12 protein-coding genes are annotated in these 17,842 nt (G+C 72.7%); 6 read left to right on the top strand and 6 right to left on the bottom strand.

Annotated elements, in window-relative coordinates:
* Positions 1 to 12 precede the first annotated feature (12 nt).
* From valS to ACFWE1_RS00255, 5 genes are all read right to left on the bottom strand, one after another.
* Complete coding sequence (gene valS, locus ACFWE1_RS00275) at positions 13 to 2,595, bottom strand: valine--tRNA ligase (RefSeq protein ID WP_376931594.1); 2,583 nt, start codon at positions 2,593 to 2,595, stop codon at positions 13 to 15.
* Positions 2,596 to 2,660: 65 nt separating this feature from the next.
* Positions 2,661 to 4,328 (bottom strand): dipeptide ABC transporter ATP-binding protein, encoded by a 1,668-nt coding sequence (locus tag ACFWE1_RS00270; RefSeq protein WP_376931593.1) that lies wholly within the window; start codon positions 4,326 to 4,328, stop codon positions 2,661 to 2,663.
* A complete protein-coding gene (locus ACFWE1_RS00265; protein WP_376933041.1) occupies positions 4,325 to 5,125 on the bottom strand; it encodes an ABC transporter permease in 801 nt (266 codons plus the stop codon). Before ACFWE1_RS00265 ends, ACFWE1_RS00270 begins: the two co-directional genes overlap by 4 nt.
* 89 nt (positions 5,126 to 5,214) lie before the next feature.
* Positions 5,215 to 6,159: an ABC transporter permease gene (locus ACFWE1_RS00260; protein WP_376931592.1), complete on the bottom strand. Its 945-nt coding sequence runs from the start codon at positions 6,157 to 6,159 to the stop codon at positions 5,215 to 5,217.
* 4 nt (positions 6,160 to 6,163) lie between these two features.
* Positions 6,164 to 7,828 carry an ABC transporter substrate-binding protein gene (locus tag ACFWE1_RS00255; RefSeq protein WP_376931591.1) on the bottom strand — a complete coding sequence of 555 codons (1,665 nt, stop codon included), beginning with the start codon at positions 7,826 to 7,828 and terminating at the stop codon, positions 6,164 to 6,166.
* A gap of 73 nt (positions 7,829 to 7,901) precedes the next feature.
* Between ACFWE1_RS00255 and ACFWE1_RS00250 the strand changes: the two genes are divergently transcribed.
* The 5 genes from ACFWE1_RS00250 (at position 7,902) to ndk (ending at position 14,216) form a co-directional block, all read left to right on the top strand.
* Positions 7,902 to 8,531 (top strand): TetR/AcrR family transcriptional regulator, encoded by a 630-nt coding sequence (locus tag ACFWE1_RS00250; protein ID WP_376931590.1) that lies wholly within the window; start codon positions 7,902 to 7,904, stop codon positions 8,529 to 8,531.
* Between the two features lie 216 nt (positions 8,532 to 8,747).
* Positions 8,748 to 12,053, top strand: coding sequence for an isoleucine--tRNA ligase (gene ileS / locus ACFWE1_RS00245; protein WP_376931589.1), 3,306 nt, complete (start codon positions 8,748 to 8,750; stop codon positions 12,051 to 12,053).
* Positions 12,050 to 13,426, top strand: coding sequence for a bifunctional folylpolyglutamate synthase/dihydrofolate synthase (locus ACFWE1_RS00240; protein ID WP_376931588.1), 1,377 nt, complete (start codon positions 12,050 to 12,052; stop codon positions 13,424 to 13,426). Before ileS ends, ACFWE1_RS00240 begins: the two co-directional genes overlap by 4 nt.
* Positions 13,423 to 13,797 (top strand): DUF4233 domain-containing protein, encoded by a 375-nt coding sequence (locus tag ACFWE1_RS00235; protein ID WP_376931587.1) that lies wholly within the window; start codon positions 13,423 to 13,425, stop codon positions 13,795 to 13,797. Before ACFWE1_RS00240 ends, ACFWE1_RS00235 begins: the two co-directional genes overlap by 4 nt.
* Positions 13,794 to 14,216 (top strand): nucleoside-diphosphate kinase, encoded by a 423-nt coding sequence (gene ndk / locus ACFWE1_RS00230; RefSeq protein WP_189084971.1) that lies wholly within the window; start codon positions 13,794 to 13,796, stop codon positions 14,214 to 14,216. The genes ACFWE1_RS00235 and ndk overlap by 4 nt, the downstream gene beginning before the upstream one ends.
* Before the next feature lie 96 nt (positions 14,217 to 14,312).
* Here ndk and ACFWE1_RS00225 read toward each other — a convergent pair whose 3' ends face one another.
* Positions 14,313 to 14,939: a vitamin K epoxide reductase family protein gene (locus ACFWE1_RS00225; protein ID WP_376931586.1), complete on the bottom strand. Its 627-nt coding sequence runs from the start codon at positions 14,937 to 14,939 to the stop codon at positions 14,313 to 14,315.
* Between the two features lie 297 nt (positions 14,940 to 15,236).
* Here ACFWE1_RS00225 and ACFWE1_RS00220 point away from each other — a divergent pair, with 297 nt between their 5' ends.
* Entirely contained in the window at positions 15,237 to 17,837 is a 2,601-nt protein-coding gene (locus ACFWE1_RS00220; protein ID WP_376931585.1) for an Rne/Rng family ribonuclease, read from the top strand.
* Positions 17,838 to 17,842: the final 5 nt, after the last annotated feature.

Below are 17,842 nucleotides of genomic sequence, written 5' to 3'. Positions count from 1 at the left end.
CATGGTTCCAGGTCATTCGGCCGGCGTCGCCAGCTCCACGTCGCGCACCTCGAGCGCCTCGGCCGAGGCGAACTCGAGCGTGTCGATGCGTCCCACCGCGCGGAGATCGTCCGCGGCGGCCTCGAGCAGCGCGACGGCGTCGGCGGGCGCGGCGATCACCGCGCGCGCAACCGGCGTCTTCTGCGAGGCCTTCGCATCGGTCTTCGCCCGGCGGATGCCGGTGAGCGCGAGGCTCGCGAGCTCGAGGAGCTCGACTCCGGCTTCGCCGCGGGCGGCGAGCTCCTCGGCGGCGGGCCAGCTCGCGGTGTGCACCGAGCCCTCGTTCGACCAGCTCCACGCCTCTTCGGTGGCGAAGGGGATGACCGGGGCGAACAGGCGCAGCAGCACCGAGAGCGCGGTCTTCAGCGCGGCGACGGCGGAGGCCTGCTCGGGGCTCTGCTCGCCGTAGGCGCGCTCCTTGACGAGCTCGAGGTAGTCGTCGCAGAAGGTCCAGAAGAACGTCTCGCTGAGCTCGAGGGCCCGGGCGTGGTCGTAGCCCTCGAGCGCCTTCGTCGCCTGCTGCACGACGGTCTCGAGCGCGGCGAGCATGCTGCGGTCGATCGGCTTGGTCACCGGGGCATCCGCGTCGCCCTCGAAGGTGAGGATGAACTTCGCGGCGTTCAGCACCTTGATCGCGAGCCGACGGCCGATCTTCACCTGCGTCGGGTTCTGCGGGTCGAAGGCGGCGTCGGTGCCGAGGCGCGAGGACGCGGCCCAGTAGCGCACCGCGTCGGAGCCGTGCTGCTCGAGGAGCCCGGCCGGGGTGACGACGTTGCCCTTGGACTTCGACATCTTCTTGCGGTCGGGGTCGACGATGAAGCCGGAGATCGAGGCGTTCGACCAGGGGGCGACGCCGTGCTCGAGCTCGGCCCGGAGGGCGGTCGAGAACAGCCAGGTGCGGATGATGTCCTGGCCCTGCGGGCGCAGCGAGTACGGGAACACGAGCTCGAACAGTTCGGGGTCGCGCTCCCAGCCGCCCGCGAGCTGCGGGGTGAGCGAGGACGTCGCCCAGGTGTCCATGACGTCGTGCTCACCGATGAAGCCGCCGGGCGCGCCGCGCTGGGCCTCGTCGAAGCCGGGCGCGGGCGTCGAGGACGGGTCGACCGGCAGCTGCTCGCGGCTCGCCACGATGGGCTCGTCGAAGCGCGGGTTCCCGTCGGCGTCGAGCGGGTACCAGACCGGGATGGGCACGCCGAAGAAGCGCTGGCGGGAGACGAGCCAGTCGCCCGAGAGGCCGCCGACCCAGTTCTCGTAGCGCACCCGCATGAAGTCCGGGTGCCAGTCGATCTCGCGGCCGCGGCCGAGCAGGCGCTCCTTGAGGTCCTCGTCGCGGGCGCCGTTCACGATGTACCACTGCCGGGTCGAGACGATCTCGAGGGGGCGGTCGCCCTTCTCGAAGAACTTCACCGGGTGGGTGATGGCCTTGGGCTCGCCAAGCAGCTCGCCCGAGGCGCGGAGGAGCTCCACCACGGCCTGCTTGGCCGAGAAGGTGGTCTTGCCGGCGAGCTGCGCGTACGCCTCGCGGCCGGACGCCCTCGTGATCGCCTCGGGGGCCTCGGCGATGATGCGGCCGTCGAAGCCGATGATCGCGCGGTTCGGCAGCTGCAGCTCGCGCCACCAGACGACGTCGGTCACGTCGCCGAAGGTGCAGATCATCGCGATGCCGGTGCCCTTGTCCTTCTGGGCGAGGTGGTGGGCCACGACGGGCACCTCGACGCCGAACACCGGGGTCGTGACGGTGGTGCCGAAGAGCGGCTGGTAGCGCTCGTCGTCGGGGTGGGCGACGAGGGCGACGCAGGCGGGGAGCAGCTCGGGGCGGCTCGTCTCGATCTCGACGGTGCCGCCGTCGGGACGGTGGAACGCCACCCGGTGGTAGTGGCCGGGCTGCTCGCGGTCCTCGAGCTCGGCCTGCGCGACGGCCGTGCGGAACGTGACGTCCCACAGGGTCGGCGCGAGCGCCTGGTAGGCCTCGCCGCGCTCGACGTTGCGGATGAACGCGAGCTGCGAGGTGAAGAGCGCCTCGTCGGCGATGGTGCGGTAGGACTGGGTCCAGTCGACGGAGAGGCCGAGGCTGCGCCAGAGCGCCTCGAACTGCTGCTCGTCCTCGACGGTGAGGCGCTCGCAGAGCTCGATGAAGTTGCGGCGCGAGATCGGCACCTGGTCGGCGGCCTTCACGCTCTTGCCCTCGCCGCCCTCGAACGGCGGCGTGAAGCCGGGTTCGTAGGGAAGCGTCGGGTCGCAGCGGACGCCGTAGTAGTTCTGCACCCGGCGCTCGGTGGGCAGGCCGTTGTCGTCCCAGCCCATCGGGTAGAACACGTGCTTGCCGCGCATGCGCTGGAAGCGGGCGACGACGTCGGTGTGCGTGTACGAGAACACGTGGCCGATGTGCAGCGAGCCGGACGCGGTCGGCGGCGGCGTGTCGATCGAGTAGATGCACTCGCGGGTCGCCGAGTCGCGGTCGAAGCGGTAGGTTCCCCGGTCTTCCCAGACGCCGCCCCACTTCGTCTCGAGGCCTTCGAGGGCCGGCTTCTCGGGGATTCGCGCGGTGTCGGTCATGGTGCTCCGGTTCGGTATGTGCGGCACCGAGTCCATGGGGGTGCCTGAATATGCGACGCTCCAGCCTACCGGGTGCTGGAGGCGCCGTGCGCATCACCGCCCCAGGCGAGTCGCGGAGAATGCCTGATGAGGGCGGCGGTATACGCGTGCTGCGGCGCGGCGAAGAGCTGGCCTGCGTCACCGTGCTCGAGGATGCGCCCGTGCCGCATGACCGCGAGCTCGTCGCTCATGTGGCGCACGACGCCCAGGTCGTGCGAGATGAACAGCATCGCGAGCCCGCGCTCGCGCTGAAGCTCGTCGAGCAGGTCGAGCACGGCCGCCTGCACGGTCACGTCGAGGGCCGACACGGGTTCGTCGGCGATCAGGATCTCCGGTCGCGCGGCGAGCGCCCGCGCGATCGCGATCCGCTGGCGCTGGCCGCCGGAGAGCTCGAGCGGATGACTCGCCGCGATCGCGGTCGGCAGGCGCACGAGTTCGAGCAGCTCCTGCACGGCCTGATCGTCGCCGGGCTGCCCGCCCGCGGTCAGCGCGTCGCGGAGCAAGCGGGCCACGCCCCAGCGCGGGTCGAAGGATCCGTACGGGTCCTGCCAGACCGCCCCGATGCGCCGCCGCGCGGGCCGCCTCGCTGCTTCCGTCAGCTCGCTCCACGACGCGCCGTCGAGGCGGACGACCCCGGCGTCGGGGCGCTCCAGGGCGAGGAGGAGGCGCGCGAGCGTGGTCTTGCCGGAGCCGGACTCGCCCACGAGCCCCAGTGTGCGGCCCGGACGCAGCGCCACCGAGACGTCCTCGACCGCGGCGACGTCCCCGCCGCGGGAGCGGTACACCCGACGCAGCCCGTGCGCCTCGAGGATCGGTGCGGCACCGCTCGGGGACGTCGCGGCTGGGGCTGTCGAGCGCGCCGCGGGCCGCGCGCTCGGATCGTCGAGCCGCGCCGCGGCCAGCAGCGGCACGCCGCGCGGCACCTCGGTCGGCACGGCGGCGAGCAGCGCCCGCGTCGCCGCGTGCCGGGGCGCCCCGAGCACCGCGGCCGTCGCGCCGCGCTCGACGACCGCGCCGTCCGCGAGCACCAGGATCTCGTCGGCGATGCCCGACACGACGGCGAGGTCGTGGCTGATCAGGAGCACGGCCGCGCCCCGCTCGGCCGCGTCACGGAGCAGCTGCAGGACCGTCGCCTGGACGCCGACGTCGAGCGCCGTCGTCGGTTCGTCGGCGATGAGCACGGGAGGGTCGAGCACGACCGCCGCCGCGATGAGCGCGCGCTGGCGCATGCCGCCCGAGAGCTCGCCCGAGCGGCGGTCGATCGTCAGGGCGGGGTGCGGCAGCTCGAGCCGCTCGAGGAGTTCGAGCACCCGCTGCCGCGCAGCGGCCGGGCGCAGGCCGAGGTGCAGCCGGAGCGCGTCGCCGATCTCCCGGTCGATCGGGCGCAGCGGGTCGAGCGAGGCGAGGGCGTCCTGGAGCACCAGCCCGACCTTCGCGCCCCGCAGGCGGCGCCAGCGCCGTTCGCCGGCACCGCGGACGTCCTCGCCGTCGAGCTCGAAGCGCTCGGCGTCGACCCGGGCGCCTCGTCCGGCGAGGCCGAGCAGGGCCCGCGCCGTGACGCTCTTGCCCGAACCGGACTCGCCGACCAGTGCCACGATCCGGCCCGGGGCGAGGTCGAGGTCGACCCCGCGGACGACCTCCGTGCCGCCGAATCCGATGCGGAGGCCGCGAACCGTCAGCGCTGCGCCGCTCATCGACGGGCTCCGTCCCGCGCGGTGAGCGCTCGGCCGAGCGCGGTCGTCGCGAGGGTGGTGGCGACGATCATCAGCCCGGGGAACACGGTCAGCCACCACGCGGTGCCGAGGTACGTGCGACCGGCCGAGAGCATCGCGCCCCACTCCGCGGCCGGCGGCTGCGCGCCGAGACCGAGGAAGCTGAGCGAGGAGGCCCAGACGACGGCCTGCCCGATGCCGAGCGTCGCGAGCGCCGCGATCGGCACGAGCGCGTTCGGCAGGATGTGCGCCGCGAGGATCCGCGCTCGGCCGTGGCCGAGCACGCGGGCGGCCTCGACGTATCCCGAGCCGCGGATGGCGAGCAGTTGCCCGCGGATGATTCGTGCGTAGCCGGGCGCGGTCGACAGGCCGACGGCGACGGTCGCGGTCACCGGTCCCGGGCCCCACAGCACGATGACGAGCAGGGCGAGCAGGATGCCGGGGAAGGCGAACAGCACCTCGTTCACCCGGCCGACGACGAAGTCGAGCACCCGCCCGCCGAGGGCGGCGATCCCGCCGAGCAGCAGGCCGAGCGCCAGTCCGATCGCGGTCGCGAGCACCCCGATCAGCAACGACGGTGCGGTGCCCGCGACGACGCGGCTGTAGACGTCCCGCCCCGATTCGTCGGTGCCGAACCAGTGCGACGCCGACGGCGGCTGGAACGCCTCGGCGGGGGAGATGGCGTCGGGCGGCGCGGTCTGGAGCAGGCCGGGCCAGACGACCGCGAGCAGCAGGAAGCCGACGAAGGCCGCGGCGAGCGCGACGCTCGGCCGGGGCATCCGCCGTCGCCCGCGGGGGAGGGTGTCGCGGGCGCGTGCCGATCGCGGCGCGTCGGCGGGCGAGGCGCCCGCGCGGAGCTCGAGGTCGCTCATGCCGCCGCCGTCCGGACCCTCGGATCGGCGAGCGCCGAGACGAGGTCGGTGAGCACGGTCATCAGCACGTACACGAGCGCGACGACGAGGACGACGCCCGTGACGAGCGGCACGTCGCGCAGCTCGGTGGCACGGAGCAGCGTGCGGCCGAGGCCCGGCCGCGCGAAGATCGTCTCGACGACGACGGCCCCCGAGATCAGGTAGCCGATCGCCCAGCCGGACAGCTGCACCGCGGGCAGCGCGGCGTGCCGCAGTGCGTGCCGCAGGCGGATCCCGGTCGCCGTCTCGCCGCGGGCGAGCGCGGACACGGTGAACGGCCGCTCCAGGGCGTCGAGCAGGTGCTCGCGCATCAGCTGGGCGAGGAAGCCCGCGAGCGGCAGGGCCAGCGTGACGACCGGTAGCACGAGCCCGCTCGCGCTGCCGTTCGCGACCGGCGGCAGCCAGCCCAGCCCGGTCGCGAACACGGCGATGAGCACCGTGGCGAGCCAGAAGTGGGGGAGCGCCGCCGCGGTGAGTTCGATGGCGCCGGCCACGCCGCGGGCGACGCGGCCGGGGGCGCTCGACCAGAGCGCGAGCCCGATGGCGAGCACCCAGGCGAGCGCGAGTGCGGCGAGCGCGAGGGTCAGCGTGCCGAGCAACTGACCGCCGATGAGCTCGGCGACCGGCGCCTTCAGCGAGTACGAGGTGCCGAGGTCGCCCGTGAGCAGGCGGCCGAGCATCGCCGCGTACTGTACGACGAGCGGCTGGTCGAGCCCGTACTCGGCGCGCACGCGGTCGAGGGTCTCCTGCGGTGCTTGGGAGCCCGGCCCGCCGAGGATCGCCTGGGCGGGGTCGCCGGGCACCAGGTGGATCGCGAAGAAGGTCAGGGTCGCGACCGCCCACAGCACGAACAGCGCCCCGCCGAGGCGGAGCGCGATCGCGCGGATCCGGCGAGCCCGCATCGGCTCAGTCGGCGAGCCAGGCGTCGGCGAACCAGGGCGTCGACACCGTGGGCAGCGCCCGGGCGCCCTGCACGGTGTCGCGGTGCAGGTAGTGGTTCTGCTGGTCGTAGAGCGGCAGCGCGTAGTAGCCCTCGAGGATGGTCCGCTGCGCGGCCTCGTAGTCCGCGGCGCGCTCGGCCGGGTCCGAGGCCGAGGCGGCGTCGGTGAGGAGGGCGTCGAGTTCGGGGTTCGAGAGCTGGGCGAGGTTCGCGAAGTAGCCGCTCGGCGCCGGCACGATGCTGTCGCTGTGGTAGAGGATGCGCAGCACGTCGGGCCCGATCTTCGTGTAGGGCGCGCTCACGAGCTCGTACTCGTGGCTGAACAGCGCGCCGTACCAGCTGGAGAGGTCGAGGGGTTCGAGCTGCACCTCGAAGCCGGCTTCCTTCGCGGTCGCCTGGATCTGCTCGAACAGCGACTGCTCGGCCGGGATCGACTGGTTGGTCGAGACGGGGAAGCGCAGCACGAGCCGGGTTCCGTCCTTGGTGCGGATGCCGTCGGCGTCCTTGGCCGACCAGCCGGCCTCGTCGAGCAGCGCGTTCGCCTGCTCGAGGTCGGGCCCGAAGAGGCTCGCGTCGGCATAGGCGAGCGGCTCGACGCTCGAGAGCACCGAGTGGCTCCGCTCGGCGGTGCCGAAGAAGAGGCTCTGGATGCCGTCGTCGATCTGCACGGCGCGGATGAAGGCCTCCCGCACGCGCTCGTCGTCGAACGGGGCCTGTCCCGAGTTCAGCTCGATGCGGTTCGACGCGCCGGGGCGCGGGGCGTCGATCTCGACGAGCCCGTCGGCGCCCTCGCGAGCCTGGCGCAGGGCGTCCGGCTGCGCATTGTCGATCACGTCGACCTGGCCGGCCTGGAGCGCGGCGTAGCGCGAGGCGGCGTCGGGCAGGAATCGCCACTCGATCCCCTCGAGGTACGCCGCTCCGTCGCGGCCGCGGTCGGCGGGGCCGCCGTGGTAGCCCTCGTTGCGCAGCAGGGAGACGTGGTCCTGCGGCACCCAGGCGTCGACGACGAAGGGGCCCGAGCCGATCGGCGCCTGGCAGTTCTCGTCCATGCCGCGGGCGATGCCGGCGGGCGACTCCATCGCGGTCCACGGCTGGGCGAGCGATTCGAGCAGCGCGCTGTCGGGCGCTGTCAGGTGGAAGCGCGCGGTGGTGTCGTCGACGACCTCGACGGAGGCGATCTTGCCGACCGCGAGGTAGCCGGTCGAGGACTGGGTCGCCGGGTCCTGCAGGTGCTCGATGTTGGCCTTCACCGCTGCGGCGTCGAACGGCGTGCCGTCGGTGAACTCGACGTCGTCGCGGAGGGTGAAGTCCCAGCTCAGGCCGTCGTCGCTCGTGGTCCAGGACTCGGCGAGCCACGGGATGACCTGACGGTCGTCGTCGAGCGAGACCAGTGACTCGAGCACCTGGCCGGCGAGGAGGGCCTGCGGGTAGTTGCCGCCGACGTGGGGGTCGAGGCAGTCGGGTTCCGCGTCGCCGGTGGCGTAGACGAGCGTGCCGCCCGGCTTCGGGGTGGACGGGCCGGCGCCCGGCTCGGCCGCGGTGCACCCCGCGAGGGTGAGGGCCGCGACGGCGGCGAGCGGCAGGGTGAGGCGGGCGGCGCGGGCGCCTGGGCGGCGGCGGGTGGCGGGCATGCGCGAGTGGGCTCCTGAACGACGGGCGAGGGGATGACCGGACGAGTTTCGGTACTCAGTCCATAATGAGTCTATGACCAAATCGAGCGGCCGCGGCGGACGACCCCGTGCCTCGTCCCGGCGCACGCTCGAGGATGCCGCGGGGGAGCTGTTCCTCGAACAGGGCTACGCTCGCACCACCATCGATCAGATCGCGCAGCGCGCGGGCGTCGGCCGCAACACCTTCTTCAACTACTTCGCCACGAAGTCGGACCTGCTCTGGCTCGACGTCGACGACACTCTGCGTGCGCTGCCGGAGGTGCTCGCCGCCGTCCGGCCCGAGCTCGCCCCGAGCGCCGCGCTCCGCGAGGCGCTGCTGGGCCTCGCCGAGCGGCACCCGCACCGGGGCATCCCGCTCGCCCTCAGCCAGCGCGAGTCGATCGGCGCGGAAGCGGAGTTCCGGTCCTCGGGCCTCGAACGCTTCCTCGGCGTCGCGGCCGAGCTCGCGGCGTTCCTCGCCGACCGGTGCGGGAGGTCGCCGAGCGACCAGCTCGTGCGCGCCGCGTCGAGCGCCGCCGTCGCCGCGCTCGTCAGCGGCGCGGCCGGCTGGGCGCTCGCCGGCGTGGAGCGGGGCGCGCTCGTCGAGGCCGTGCGCGCGGCCGTCGACCCCGTCTGCATGGGCTACGCGCTTTTCCTCGACGCGGCACCGTCCGCGACCCGGTAGACTCGACGCAGCGACTGCGATCCGGCCATCACCGGGGAGTCTCCGGAAGAACGCCACGGGTCCGCCCGCGGCCAGTAGAACCGGACGGGACCAGCCCGTCACAGCTGAAGAGCGAGCGGTCGCATCCACGGCGGGTGCGGCAAGCGGGGTGGTACCGCGGTGGCGTTCGAGGAACGCGCCGTCCTCGTGACCAGGAGATCACTGCAGGAGCGAGCGTTGTACCCCAAGGGTCAGGACCCCGAGTCATCCGTCACGCCGTCGCCGTCGTTCCCGGCGGTCGAGCAGGAGGTGCTCGCCTTCTGGAAGGCCGACCGCACCTTCCAGGCCTCGATCGACGAGCGCGAGGGCGCCCCCGAGTGGGTCTTCTACGACGGCCCGCCGTTCGCGAACGGCCTGCCGCACTACGGCCACCTCCTCACCGGCTACGCGAAGGACGTGTTCCCGCGCTTCCAGACGATGCGCGGCAAGCAGGTGCACCGGCGCTTCGGCTGGGACACGCACGGCCTGCCGGCCGAGCTCGAGGCCGAGCGCCAGCTCGGCATCATCGACAAGAGCCAGATCGAGGAGATGGGCATCGCGGCCTTCAACGAGGCCGCGCGCACCTCCGTGCTCCGCTACACGAAGGAGTGGGAGGAGTACGTCACCCGGCAGGCGCGTTGGGTCGACTTCGAGCACGACTACAAGACCCTCGACACCGGCTTCATGGAGTCCGTCGTCTGGGCGTTCAAGACGCTGCACGACAAGGGTCTCGCCTACGAGGGCTACCGCGTGCTGCCGTACTGCTGGCGCGACCAGACCCCGCTGTCCAACCACGAGCTGCGCATGGACGACGACGTCTACAAGATGCGTCAGGACCAGACCGTGACCGTCACCTTCCCCCTCACGGGGCCGAAGGCCGAGGCGCTCGGCCTCACTGCGGTGCGCGCCCTCGCCTGGACGACCACGCCGTGGACGCTGCCGACGAACTTCGCGCTCGCGGTCGGGCCCGACATCGAGTACGCCGTCGTTCCGGCCGGCCCCGCCGGCACGCCCGACGCCACCGTGCTGCGCGAGGCCGCCGAGGGCGCCGGTCCGGACCCGGAGGTGCTCGGCGCCGAGTACCTCCTCGCGGTCGACCTCGTCGGCAACTACGCGAAGGAGCTCGGGTACGCGAGCGCCGAGGAGGCCCGAGCCGCGGTCACGCGCACGGTGCGCGGCGCCGAGCTCGAGGGCGTCAGCTACGACCGGCTCTTCGACTACTACGCCGACGTCGAGGCCTGGGGGCTCGAGCACGCCTGGCGGATCCTCGTCGCCGACTACGTCACGACCGAGGACGGCACGGGCATCGTGCACCAGGCGCCGGCGTACGGCGAGGAAGACCAGAAGGTCTGCGAGGCCGCCGGCATCCCCGTCATCATCTCGCTCGACGACGCCGGTCGCTTCCTGCCCGAGGTGAGCGACGTCGCCGGGCAGCTCTGGAGCGACGCGAACAAGCCGCTCACGCAGCTGCTGAAGGCCGAGGGCCGGCTGCTCCGCCAGGCGAGCTACGAGCACTCGTACCCGCACTGCTGGCGCTGCCGGAACCCCCTCATCTACAAGGCCGTGTCGAGCTGGTTCATCCGCGTGCCCGAGTTCCGCGACCGCATGGGCGAGCTCAACCAGGAGATCACCTGGGTGCCCGAGAACGTCAAGGACGGCCAGTTCGGCAAGTGGGTCGCCGGCGCGCGCGACTGGTCGGTGAGCCGCAACCGCTACTTCGGCTCGCCCATCCCGGTGTGGAAGAGCGACGACCCCGCCTACCCGCGCACCGACGTGTACGGCTCCCTGGCCGAGCTCGAGCGTGACTTCGGCCGACTGCCCCTGAACGGCGCGGGCGAACCCGATCTGCACCGGCCGTACATCGACGAGCTCACCCGGCCGAACCCCGACGACCCGACGGGCAAGAGCACCATGCGGCGCATCCCCGACGTGCTCGACGTCTGGTTCGACTCGGGCTCGATGCCGTTCGCCCAGGTGCACTACCCGTTCGAGAACCGCGAGTGGTTCGACACGCACCACCCCGCCGACTTCATCGTCGAGTACATCGGCCAGACCCGCGGCTGGTTCTACGTCATGCACGTGCTCTCGACCGCGCTGTTCGACCGCCCCGCGTACCGCAATGTCGTGAGCCACGGCATCGTGCTCGGCAGCGACGGGCAGAAGATGTCGAAGTCGCTGCGCAACTACCCGGACGTCAACGAGGTCTTCGACCGCGACGGTTCCGACGCGATGCGCTGGTTCCTGATGTCGAGCTCCGTGCTGCGCGGCGGCAACCTCGTCGTCACCGAGGAGGGCATCCGCGAGGGCGTCCGTCAGCTGATGCTGCCGCTGTGGAGCACCTGGTACTTCTTCTCGCTCTACGCCAATACGGCCCGCGAGGGCGGCTACGACGCCTCGCGCTCGACGTCGTCGACGGACGTGCTCGATCGCTACCTGCTCGCGAAGCTGCGCGACCTGGTGGAGGCCGTCACCGCCGACCTCGACGCCTTCGACTCTCCGCTCGCCGCGCAGAAGCTGCGCGACTTCGGCGACGTGCTGACGAACTGGTACGTGCGTCGCTCGCGCGACCGCTTCTGGTCCGGCGTCGACGCCGACGGCCGGGGCGCCGAGGCGTTCGACACGCTGTACACCGTGCTCGAGACGCTGACCCGCCTGACCGCGCCGCTCCTCCCGCTCGTCAGCGAGCGGGTCTGGAAGGACCTCACCGGCGGCCGCAGCGTGCACCTCGCCGACTGGCCCGAGGCCGAGGAGTTCCCGGCCGACCCCGAGCTCGTCACGGCCATGGACGCGGTCCGCGAGATCACGGGCGTCGCGCTGGCGCTGCGCAAGCAGGCCGGTCGCCGGGTGCGCCTCCCGCTGGCGAAGCTCACCGTGGTCACGGCGGATGCCGCGGCACTCGCGCCGTTCGAGGGCATCCTCCGCGACGAGCTGAACGTCAAGGCGGTCGAGATCGTCGCCCTCGCGCCCAACAGCGCCGAGGCCTTCGGGATCGAGAAGCGGCTGACCGTGAACGCCCGCGCAGCCGGCCCGCGCCTCGGCAAGCAGGTGCAGCAGGCGATCCAGGCCGCGCGCGGCGGCGACTGGTCGGTCACGGCCGACGGCGTCGTCGCCGGCGGCATCGCGCTCGAGCCGGGCGAGTACGAGCTCGTGCTCGAGGCCGGCGGCAGCGGCGACGGCGAGACCGCGCTCGGCCTCGTCGGCGACGGCGGCTTCGTGATGCTCGACACCGCGGTCACCGCCGAGCTCGAGGCGGAGGGCGTCGCCCGCGACCTCGTCCGCGCGGTGCAGGACGCCCGCAAGGCCGCCGGCCTCGAGGTCGGCGACCGCATCCGGCTGGAGCTCCGCCTCGACGAGGCCGGCACCGCCGCGGCCGAGCGGCACCTCGAGCTCATCGCCGGGGAGACGCTCGCGACGACGGTCGAGCTCCGCCCGCTGCCCGTCGGCAGCACGGCGAAGCCGCTCGCGGGCGGCACCGTGGTCGAGATCGGAGTGGAGCGCGCATGAGCGAGGGATACGACGGCGACTTCGACGAGGAGGCGCGCGACGCGGCCGACGCCGTGTACGCCGCGCTCCTCGAGCGGGTCGGCGAGGCGGCGCCCGAGCGCCGGCTCGGCGCGACCCGCCGCGCCGTGGAGCTCCTCGGCGACCCGCACCGCGCGGCGCCCGTCATCCACCTGACCGGCACGAACGGCAAGACCTCCACGAGCCGCATGATCGCGAGCGTCCTGGGTGCCTACGGGCTCCGCACCGGCATGCTCACGAGCCCGCACCTGGAGCGCTTCACCGAGCGCATCCTGATCGACGGCGAACCGATCGCCGACGAGGCGATCGCGCGCAACTGGAACGAGATCGAGCCCTACCTCGCGATCGTCGACGCCGAGCTCGAGGGGGCCGGGGAGCCGCCGCTGACGTTCTTCGAGACGATGACGGTGCTCGCGTTCGCCTGCTTCGCCGACGCCCCGGTCGACGTCGTCGTCCTCGAGGTCGGCATGGGCGGCGAGTGGGACTCCACGAACGTCGCCGACGGGCAGGTCGCCGTGATCACGCCGATCGACCTCGATCACCAGTCGAAGCTCGGCTCGACCGTCGCCGAGATCGCCCGCACCAAGGCCGGCATCATCAAGCCCGCGGCCTCGGTCGTCACCGCGGCCCAGCAGCCCGAGGCGCTCGGTGAGCTCCGCCGGGCCGCGGAGCTCACCGAGTCGAGCCTCGCCGTCGAGGGCGAGGGCTTCGCCGTGCTCGAGCGCCGACCGGCGGTCGGCGGGCAGCTCGTGTCGGTGCGCGGGCTCGCGGGGGAGTACCGCGACCTCGTCCTGCCGCTCTTCGGCGCGCACCAGGCCCAGAACGCCGCCGTCGCCATCGCCGCGGTCGAGGCGTTCCTCGGCGGCGGCTCGACCCCGCTCTCCGAGGACGCCCTGCGCGACGGGCTCGCCGCCGCGACCTCGCCGGGGCGGTTGCAGCGGATCGGCCAGCAGCCGACGATCCTCGTCGACGCAGCGCACAACCCGCACGGCGCCCGGGCGCTCGTCGCGGCCCTGGGGGAGTCCTTCGACTTCGACGAGCTCGTCGTGGTCTTCGGCGTCCTCGGCGACAAGGACGCCGCAGGCATCGCCCGCGAGCTCGCGGCGACCGGGGCTCGCTTCATCGTGACCCGGCCGGACTCCGATCGCGCCCAGCCCGCCGAGGCGCTCGCGGCGGTCGTCGCGGGCGCGGTCGGCCCCGAGCGGGTGCAATTGGCCGAGCGGCTCGACGACGCGCTCGAGCTGGCGCGCGAGTGGGCCGGCGAGGACGAGCGCCGCGCGGTGCTCGTGGCCGGCTCGATCGTGCTCGTCGGTGAGGCCATGGCGATCGCCGAGGACCGGGGGTGGCTGGCATGAACTCCGTCCGCAGGAGTCTCGCGTCGATCGTGCTCGGCTTCGAGACGATCGTCGTCTTCCTCGCCGCGCTCGTGCTCTGGGGGCTCACCCCGCCCGAGGGCGGCCCCTTCGGGCTGCCCGCCTGGGCGGCGCTCGTCACCGGCGGCGTCATCCTCGTCGGGCTCGTCGCCGCGATCGGCGGCCTGCGCGCCGGTTGGGGCTACGGCGTCGGCTGGGCCATCCAGGCACTCATCATCCTCGCCGGGCTCGTGAACCCGGCGATGTACTTCGTCGGCGCGCTCTTCGGCGGCATGTGGTGGTACTGCATGGTCACCGGCGCGCGCATCGACCGGGAACGTGCGGCCTACGCCGCCGGGAAGGAACAGGAATGACCACCGTCATCGAAGAGACCCTCGTGCTGGTGAAGCCGGACGGCGTCGCACGCAACCTCACGGGCGAGATCCTCCGCCGCATCGAGGCGAAGGGCTACTCGCTCGTCGACCTCCGCCTCGTCCAGGCCGACCGCGAGCTCCTCGCGAAGCACTACGAGGAGCACGAGGGCAAGCCCTTCTACGAGCCGCTCATCGAGTTCATGCAGTCGGGCCCGACGGTCGCCATCCGTGTGGCCGGCAACCGCGTCATCGAGGGCTTCCGCTCGCTCGCGGGCACCACCGACCCGACGACCGCCGCCCCCGGCACCATCCGCGGAGACTTCGGCCGCGACTGGGGCCTCAAGGTGCAGCAGAACCTCGTGCACGGCTCCGACTCGGTCGAGTCGGCCGAGCGCGAGCTCGCGCTCTGGTTCGGCTGAGGGTTCTGCGGGTTCCGAACGATGCGAACGGCGGGGCGACGAGCATCGTCGCCCCGCCGTTCGGCGTCTCGGCGGCGGTCCGCTCGGGCGCCGGGCTCAGCGGAAGAGGTTCTGCAGGTCGAGCAGCACCCGCGGGATGGCATCCATCTGCACCTGCGCGAGGAAGATGACGATCGCGTAGCAGACGACCGTGATGAGCGGGATCCAGCCGAACCACGACGCGGCGAGGCGCTTGATTCGCGCGGATGCCGGGAGGTTGCCCTCGCGCAGGTTGTGCAGGGTGACCACCCAGAAGGTCGGGATCGTGACCGCCCAGGTGAGCATGCACCAGGGGCACAGCACGTCGAGCACGTAGATGCTCTGGAAGATCAGCCATCCCACGAAGACCAGGGCGCCGGCGACGCCCACGTTCAGCCCCACCCAGAACCAGCGCGCGAAGCGGGCGCCTGCGAGGATGCCGATCGCGATCGTGATGACGACGGGCCACGCGGCGACGCCGATGAACGGGTTCGGGAAGCCGAACACGGAGCCCTGCCAGGACTCCAGGTTCGTCGCACAGCCGACGAGGACGCCGACGTTGCAGTTCGGCACGTGCGTCGGGTCGATGAGCGTGAGCACCTTCTCGACCGAGAGCTCCCAGGCGGCCAGGAGCCCGAGGGCGCCGGCGATGAGCAGGAAGACGGCGAGGCCGATCGGGCGCGTGCGGCGAGCGGAGTCGGGCATGGTCGTATTCTGACACGCCCGCTGGGCGGGCAGCTGCGGGGATTCCACCCCAGCGGCGGCGGGCGTGCGATAATCGGAGGGAAGTCGGTTCGGACCAGCCTGGTCCGGCGCCGGCGAAGGCTTTGAGGATGCCCAGGCATCCGAGACGCGGCGAACCCGCCGCGGAGATGTCGCGACCGAGGCATCACCCGCCCGGTTGCAGAGAAGAGTTGGCGGTCACCCGCACGCGGGGGCCGCTCCGAGGAGTACGGAGGCCGGCCGACGAGGTCGAGCCACCGGTGTAGGAGTGCACCAGAGATGGTGGAAGGCAACAACGAGAACCCCACGAACGATTCGACCCGAGGGGCCAAGCGGCTCGGCGGACTGTTCGGCTCCCGACGCGGCGGTCGGCGCGCGACGCTCGTGCCCCGCGCCGATGACGTCGCGGACGCGCCGGCGAGCGCCGCGGTCGCGACCGAGGCCGTCGAGGTCTCGGCATCCGCCGCGACGGATGCCGTCGTCGAAGCGGCCGCCGCAGGCCGGGCCGAGACGCCCGCGGCAGTGGTGAACGAGCCGCCGGCCGCCGACGCCGGCACCGACGCAGAGGCCCCGGCGGCCGATGCCGAGACCGAGGCGGCGAGCGACCCGTCCAACGACGCCGTCACCGCCGAGCCCGAGCCGGCCGCGGAGCTGCGCCCGATCACCGGGCCGATCTCGACGACATCCCTGATCTTCCGGGCCCCGCCCGTCCTCGTCGTGCCGGAGCGCGCCGAGTCCGACGACGAGCGCGACGAGTCCTCGAGCGTCCGCCGACGCACCCGTCGCCGTAGCGGCGAAGAGCCCCGCTCGAACGGCGACGCCCCGGCGAACAACGTCGTCAAGGTGCGCAAGCCCCGCGAGCCCGAGCTCATCACCGAGCCGCAGAAGGTCAAGGGCTCCACCCGCCTCGAGGCGAAGAAGCAGCGGCGTCGCGACGGCCGCGACGCCGGCCGCCGTCGCGCGGTGATCACCGAGTCGGAGTTCCTCGCCCGCCGCGAGGCCGTCGACCGGCAGATGATCGTCCGGCAGAAGGGCGGCCGCATCCAGATCGGCGTGCTCGAGGACAACGTGCTCGTCGAGCACTACGTCGCGCGCAATCAGGACGCCTCGCTCATCGGCAACGTCTACCTCGGCCGCGTGCAGAACGTGCTGCCGAGCATGGAGGCCGCGTTCGTCGACATCGGCCGCGGCCGCAACGCCGTGCTCTACTCGGGCGAGGTCGACTGGGAGGCCGCCGCCGAGAACGGCGAGAAGAACCAGCCCCGCCGCATCGAGCTCGCGCTGAAGCCCGGCGACCGGGTGCTCGTGCAGGTCACGAAGGACCCGGTCGGCCACAAGGGCGCACGCCTCACGAGCCAGATCTCGCTGCCGGGCCGCTACCTCGTCTACGTGCCGAACGGCTCGATGAACGGCATCAGCCGCAAGCTCCCGGACACCGAGCGCGCCCGGCTGAAGAAGATCCTCAAGGAGGTGCTGCCCGAGAACCAGGGCGTGATCGTGCGCACCGCCGCCGAGGGGGCCACCGAGGAGCAGCTGACCCTCGACGTGAACCGCCTGATCTCGCAGTGGTCCGACATCTCGGCCACGCTCGAGAAGGTGCAGGCGCCCGCGCTGCTGCACTCCGAGCCCGACCTGCTGATCAAGATCGTCCGCGACGTCTTCAACGAGGACTTCCAGAAGATGATCATCTCGGGCGACGAGGCCCGCGAGACGATCGAGCGCTACCTGCGGCAGGTCGCGCCGGATCTGCTCGAGCGTGTCGAGGCCTACCGCGGCGAGACGGACGTCTTCGACGAGTACCGCGTCTCGGAGCAGATCGAGAAGGCGCTCGACCGCAAGGTGTGGCTGCCCTCCGGCGGCTCGCTCGTCATCGACCGCACCGAGGCGATGACGGTCGTCGACGTCAACACGGGCAAGTTCGTCGGCTCCGGCGGCAACCTCGAAGAGACGGTGACGAAGAACAACCTCGAGGCGGCCGAGGAGATCGTGCGGCAGCTGCGTCTGCGCGACATCGGCGGCATCATCGTGGTCGACTTCATCGACATGGTGCTCGAGTCGAACCGCGACCTCGTGCTGCGCCGGCTCGTCGAGTGCCTCTCGCGCGACCGCACCAAGCACCAGGTCGCCGAGGTGACCTCGCTCGGCCTCGTGCAGATGACCCGCAAGAAGCTCGGTCTGGGCCTGCTCGAGTCGTTCTCGGAGCCCTGCGAGACCTGCGCCGGCCGAGGCATCATCGTGCACCACGAGCCGGTCTTCCGACACCGCGCCCCGCAGCAGCAGCCCGAGCGCCGCCGCGGACGCGGCGGAAACGGCGGGGGCAACGGCGGCGGTCGTGACCGCGAGCCGCAGCAGTCGCAGGCGCCTCAGCCGGACAAGTCGGCGTCCGCCGGCACCCACGCCATCACCGAGGACGCGAAGCACGCCCTGGCCCAGATCGCCGCCTCGACGATCGCGGGCGGCGAACCGCGCGAGGCGGAGCAGGCCGCGGCCGACGCCGCGCCCGCCGAGCCGCGCTCCTCGCGCCGTCGGGGCCGTCGCCGGGCGAGCAGCGCCCAGCAGGGCGGCGAGCAGCAGAGCGAGGCGAGCGTCGACGGCGCGGATGCCCCGCAGGAGCGCCCGGCGCGCGAGCGCGAGGCCGAGCCCGCCGCGTCCGCCGTGGAGCCCGCCGCGCCGATCGTTCCGGTGATCGAGCTCCCGGAGGCGCCGGTGCGCAGCCGGCCGAACCCGCCCGCCGACACCGAGCACCTGCTCGACTCCGTCCTCGACGCACTGCCCGCGCCGAAGAAGGCGGGGGAGGGCCGCGCCCGCAGCCGCCGCGTCAGCACGGCGTCGAGCGCCGGTGGCGAGGCCCCGGTGATCACCCGCCCGCAGCAGGACTGAGCACG

The sequence above is a fragment of the Agromyces sp. NPDC060279 genome (genome assembly GCF_042726785.1).
Lineage (GTDB): Bacteria > Actinomycetota > Actinomycetes > Actinomycetales > Microbacteriaceae > Agromyces.
This window is presented reverse-complemented; position numbering and strand designations above follow the sequence as displayed.

Bases quoted from the DNA above. Each gene is read 5' to 3' on its own strand.
- valS (WP_376931594.1), bottom strand. From the start codon at position 2,595: ATGACCGACACCGCGCGAATCCCCGAGAAGCCGGCCCTCGAAGGCCTC.
- ACFWE1_RS00235 (WP_376931587.1), top strand. From the start codon at position 13,423: ATGAACTCCGTCCGCAGGAGTCTCGCGTCGATCGTGCTCGGCTTCGAG.
- ACFWE1_RS00265 (WP_376933041.1), bottom strand. From the start codon at position 5,125: ATGCCCCGGCCGAGCGTCGCGCTCGCCGCGGCCTTCGTCGGCTTCCTG.
- ACFWE1_RS00250 (WP_376931590.1), top strand. From the start codon at position 7,902: ATGACCAAATCGAGCGGCCGCGGCGGACGACCCCGTGCCTCGTCCCGG.
- ACFWE1_RS00240 (WP_376931588.1), top strand. From the start codon at position 12,050: ATGAGCGAGGGATACGACGGCGACTTCGACGAGGAGGCGCGCGACGCG.
- ACFWE1_RS00225 (WP_376931586.1), bottom strand. From the start codon at position 14,939: ATGCCCGACTCCGCTCGCCGCACGCGCCCGATCGGCCTCGCCGTCTTC.
- ACFWE1_RS00255 (WP_376931591.1), bottom strand. From the start codon at position 7,828: ATGCCCGCCACCCGCCGCCGCCCAGGCGCCCGCGCCGCCCGCCTCACC.
- ACFWE1_RS00220 (WP_376931585.1), top strand. From the start codon at position 15,237: ATGGTGGAAGGCAACAACGAGAACCCCACGAACGATTCGACCCGAGGG.
- ACFWE1_RS00270 (WP_376931593.1), bottom strand. From the start codon at position 4,328: ATGAGCGGCGCAGCGCTGACGGTTCGCGGCCTCCGCATCGGATTCGGC.
- ACFWE1_RS00260 (WP_376931592.1), bottom strand. From the start codon at position 6,159: ATGCGGGCTCGCCGGATCCGCGCGATCGCGCTCCGCCTCGGCGGGGCG.
- ndk (WP_189084971.1), top strand. From the start codon at position 13,794: ATGACCACCGTCATCGAAGAGACCCTCGTGCTGGTGAAGCCGGACGGC.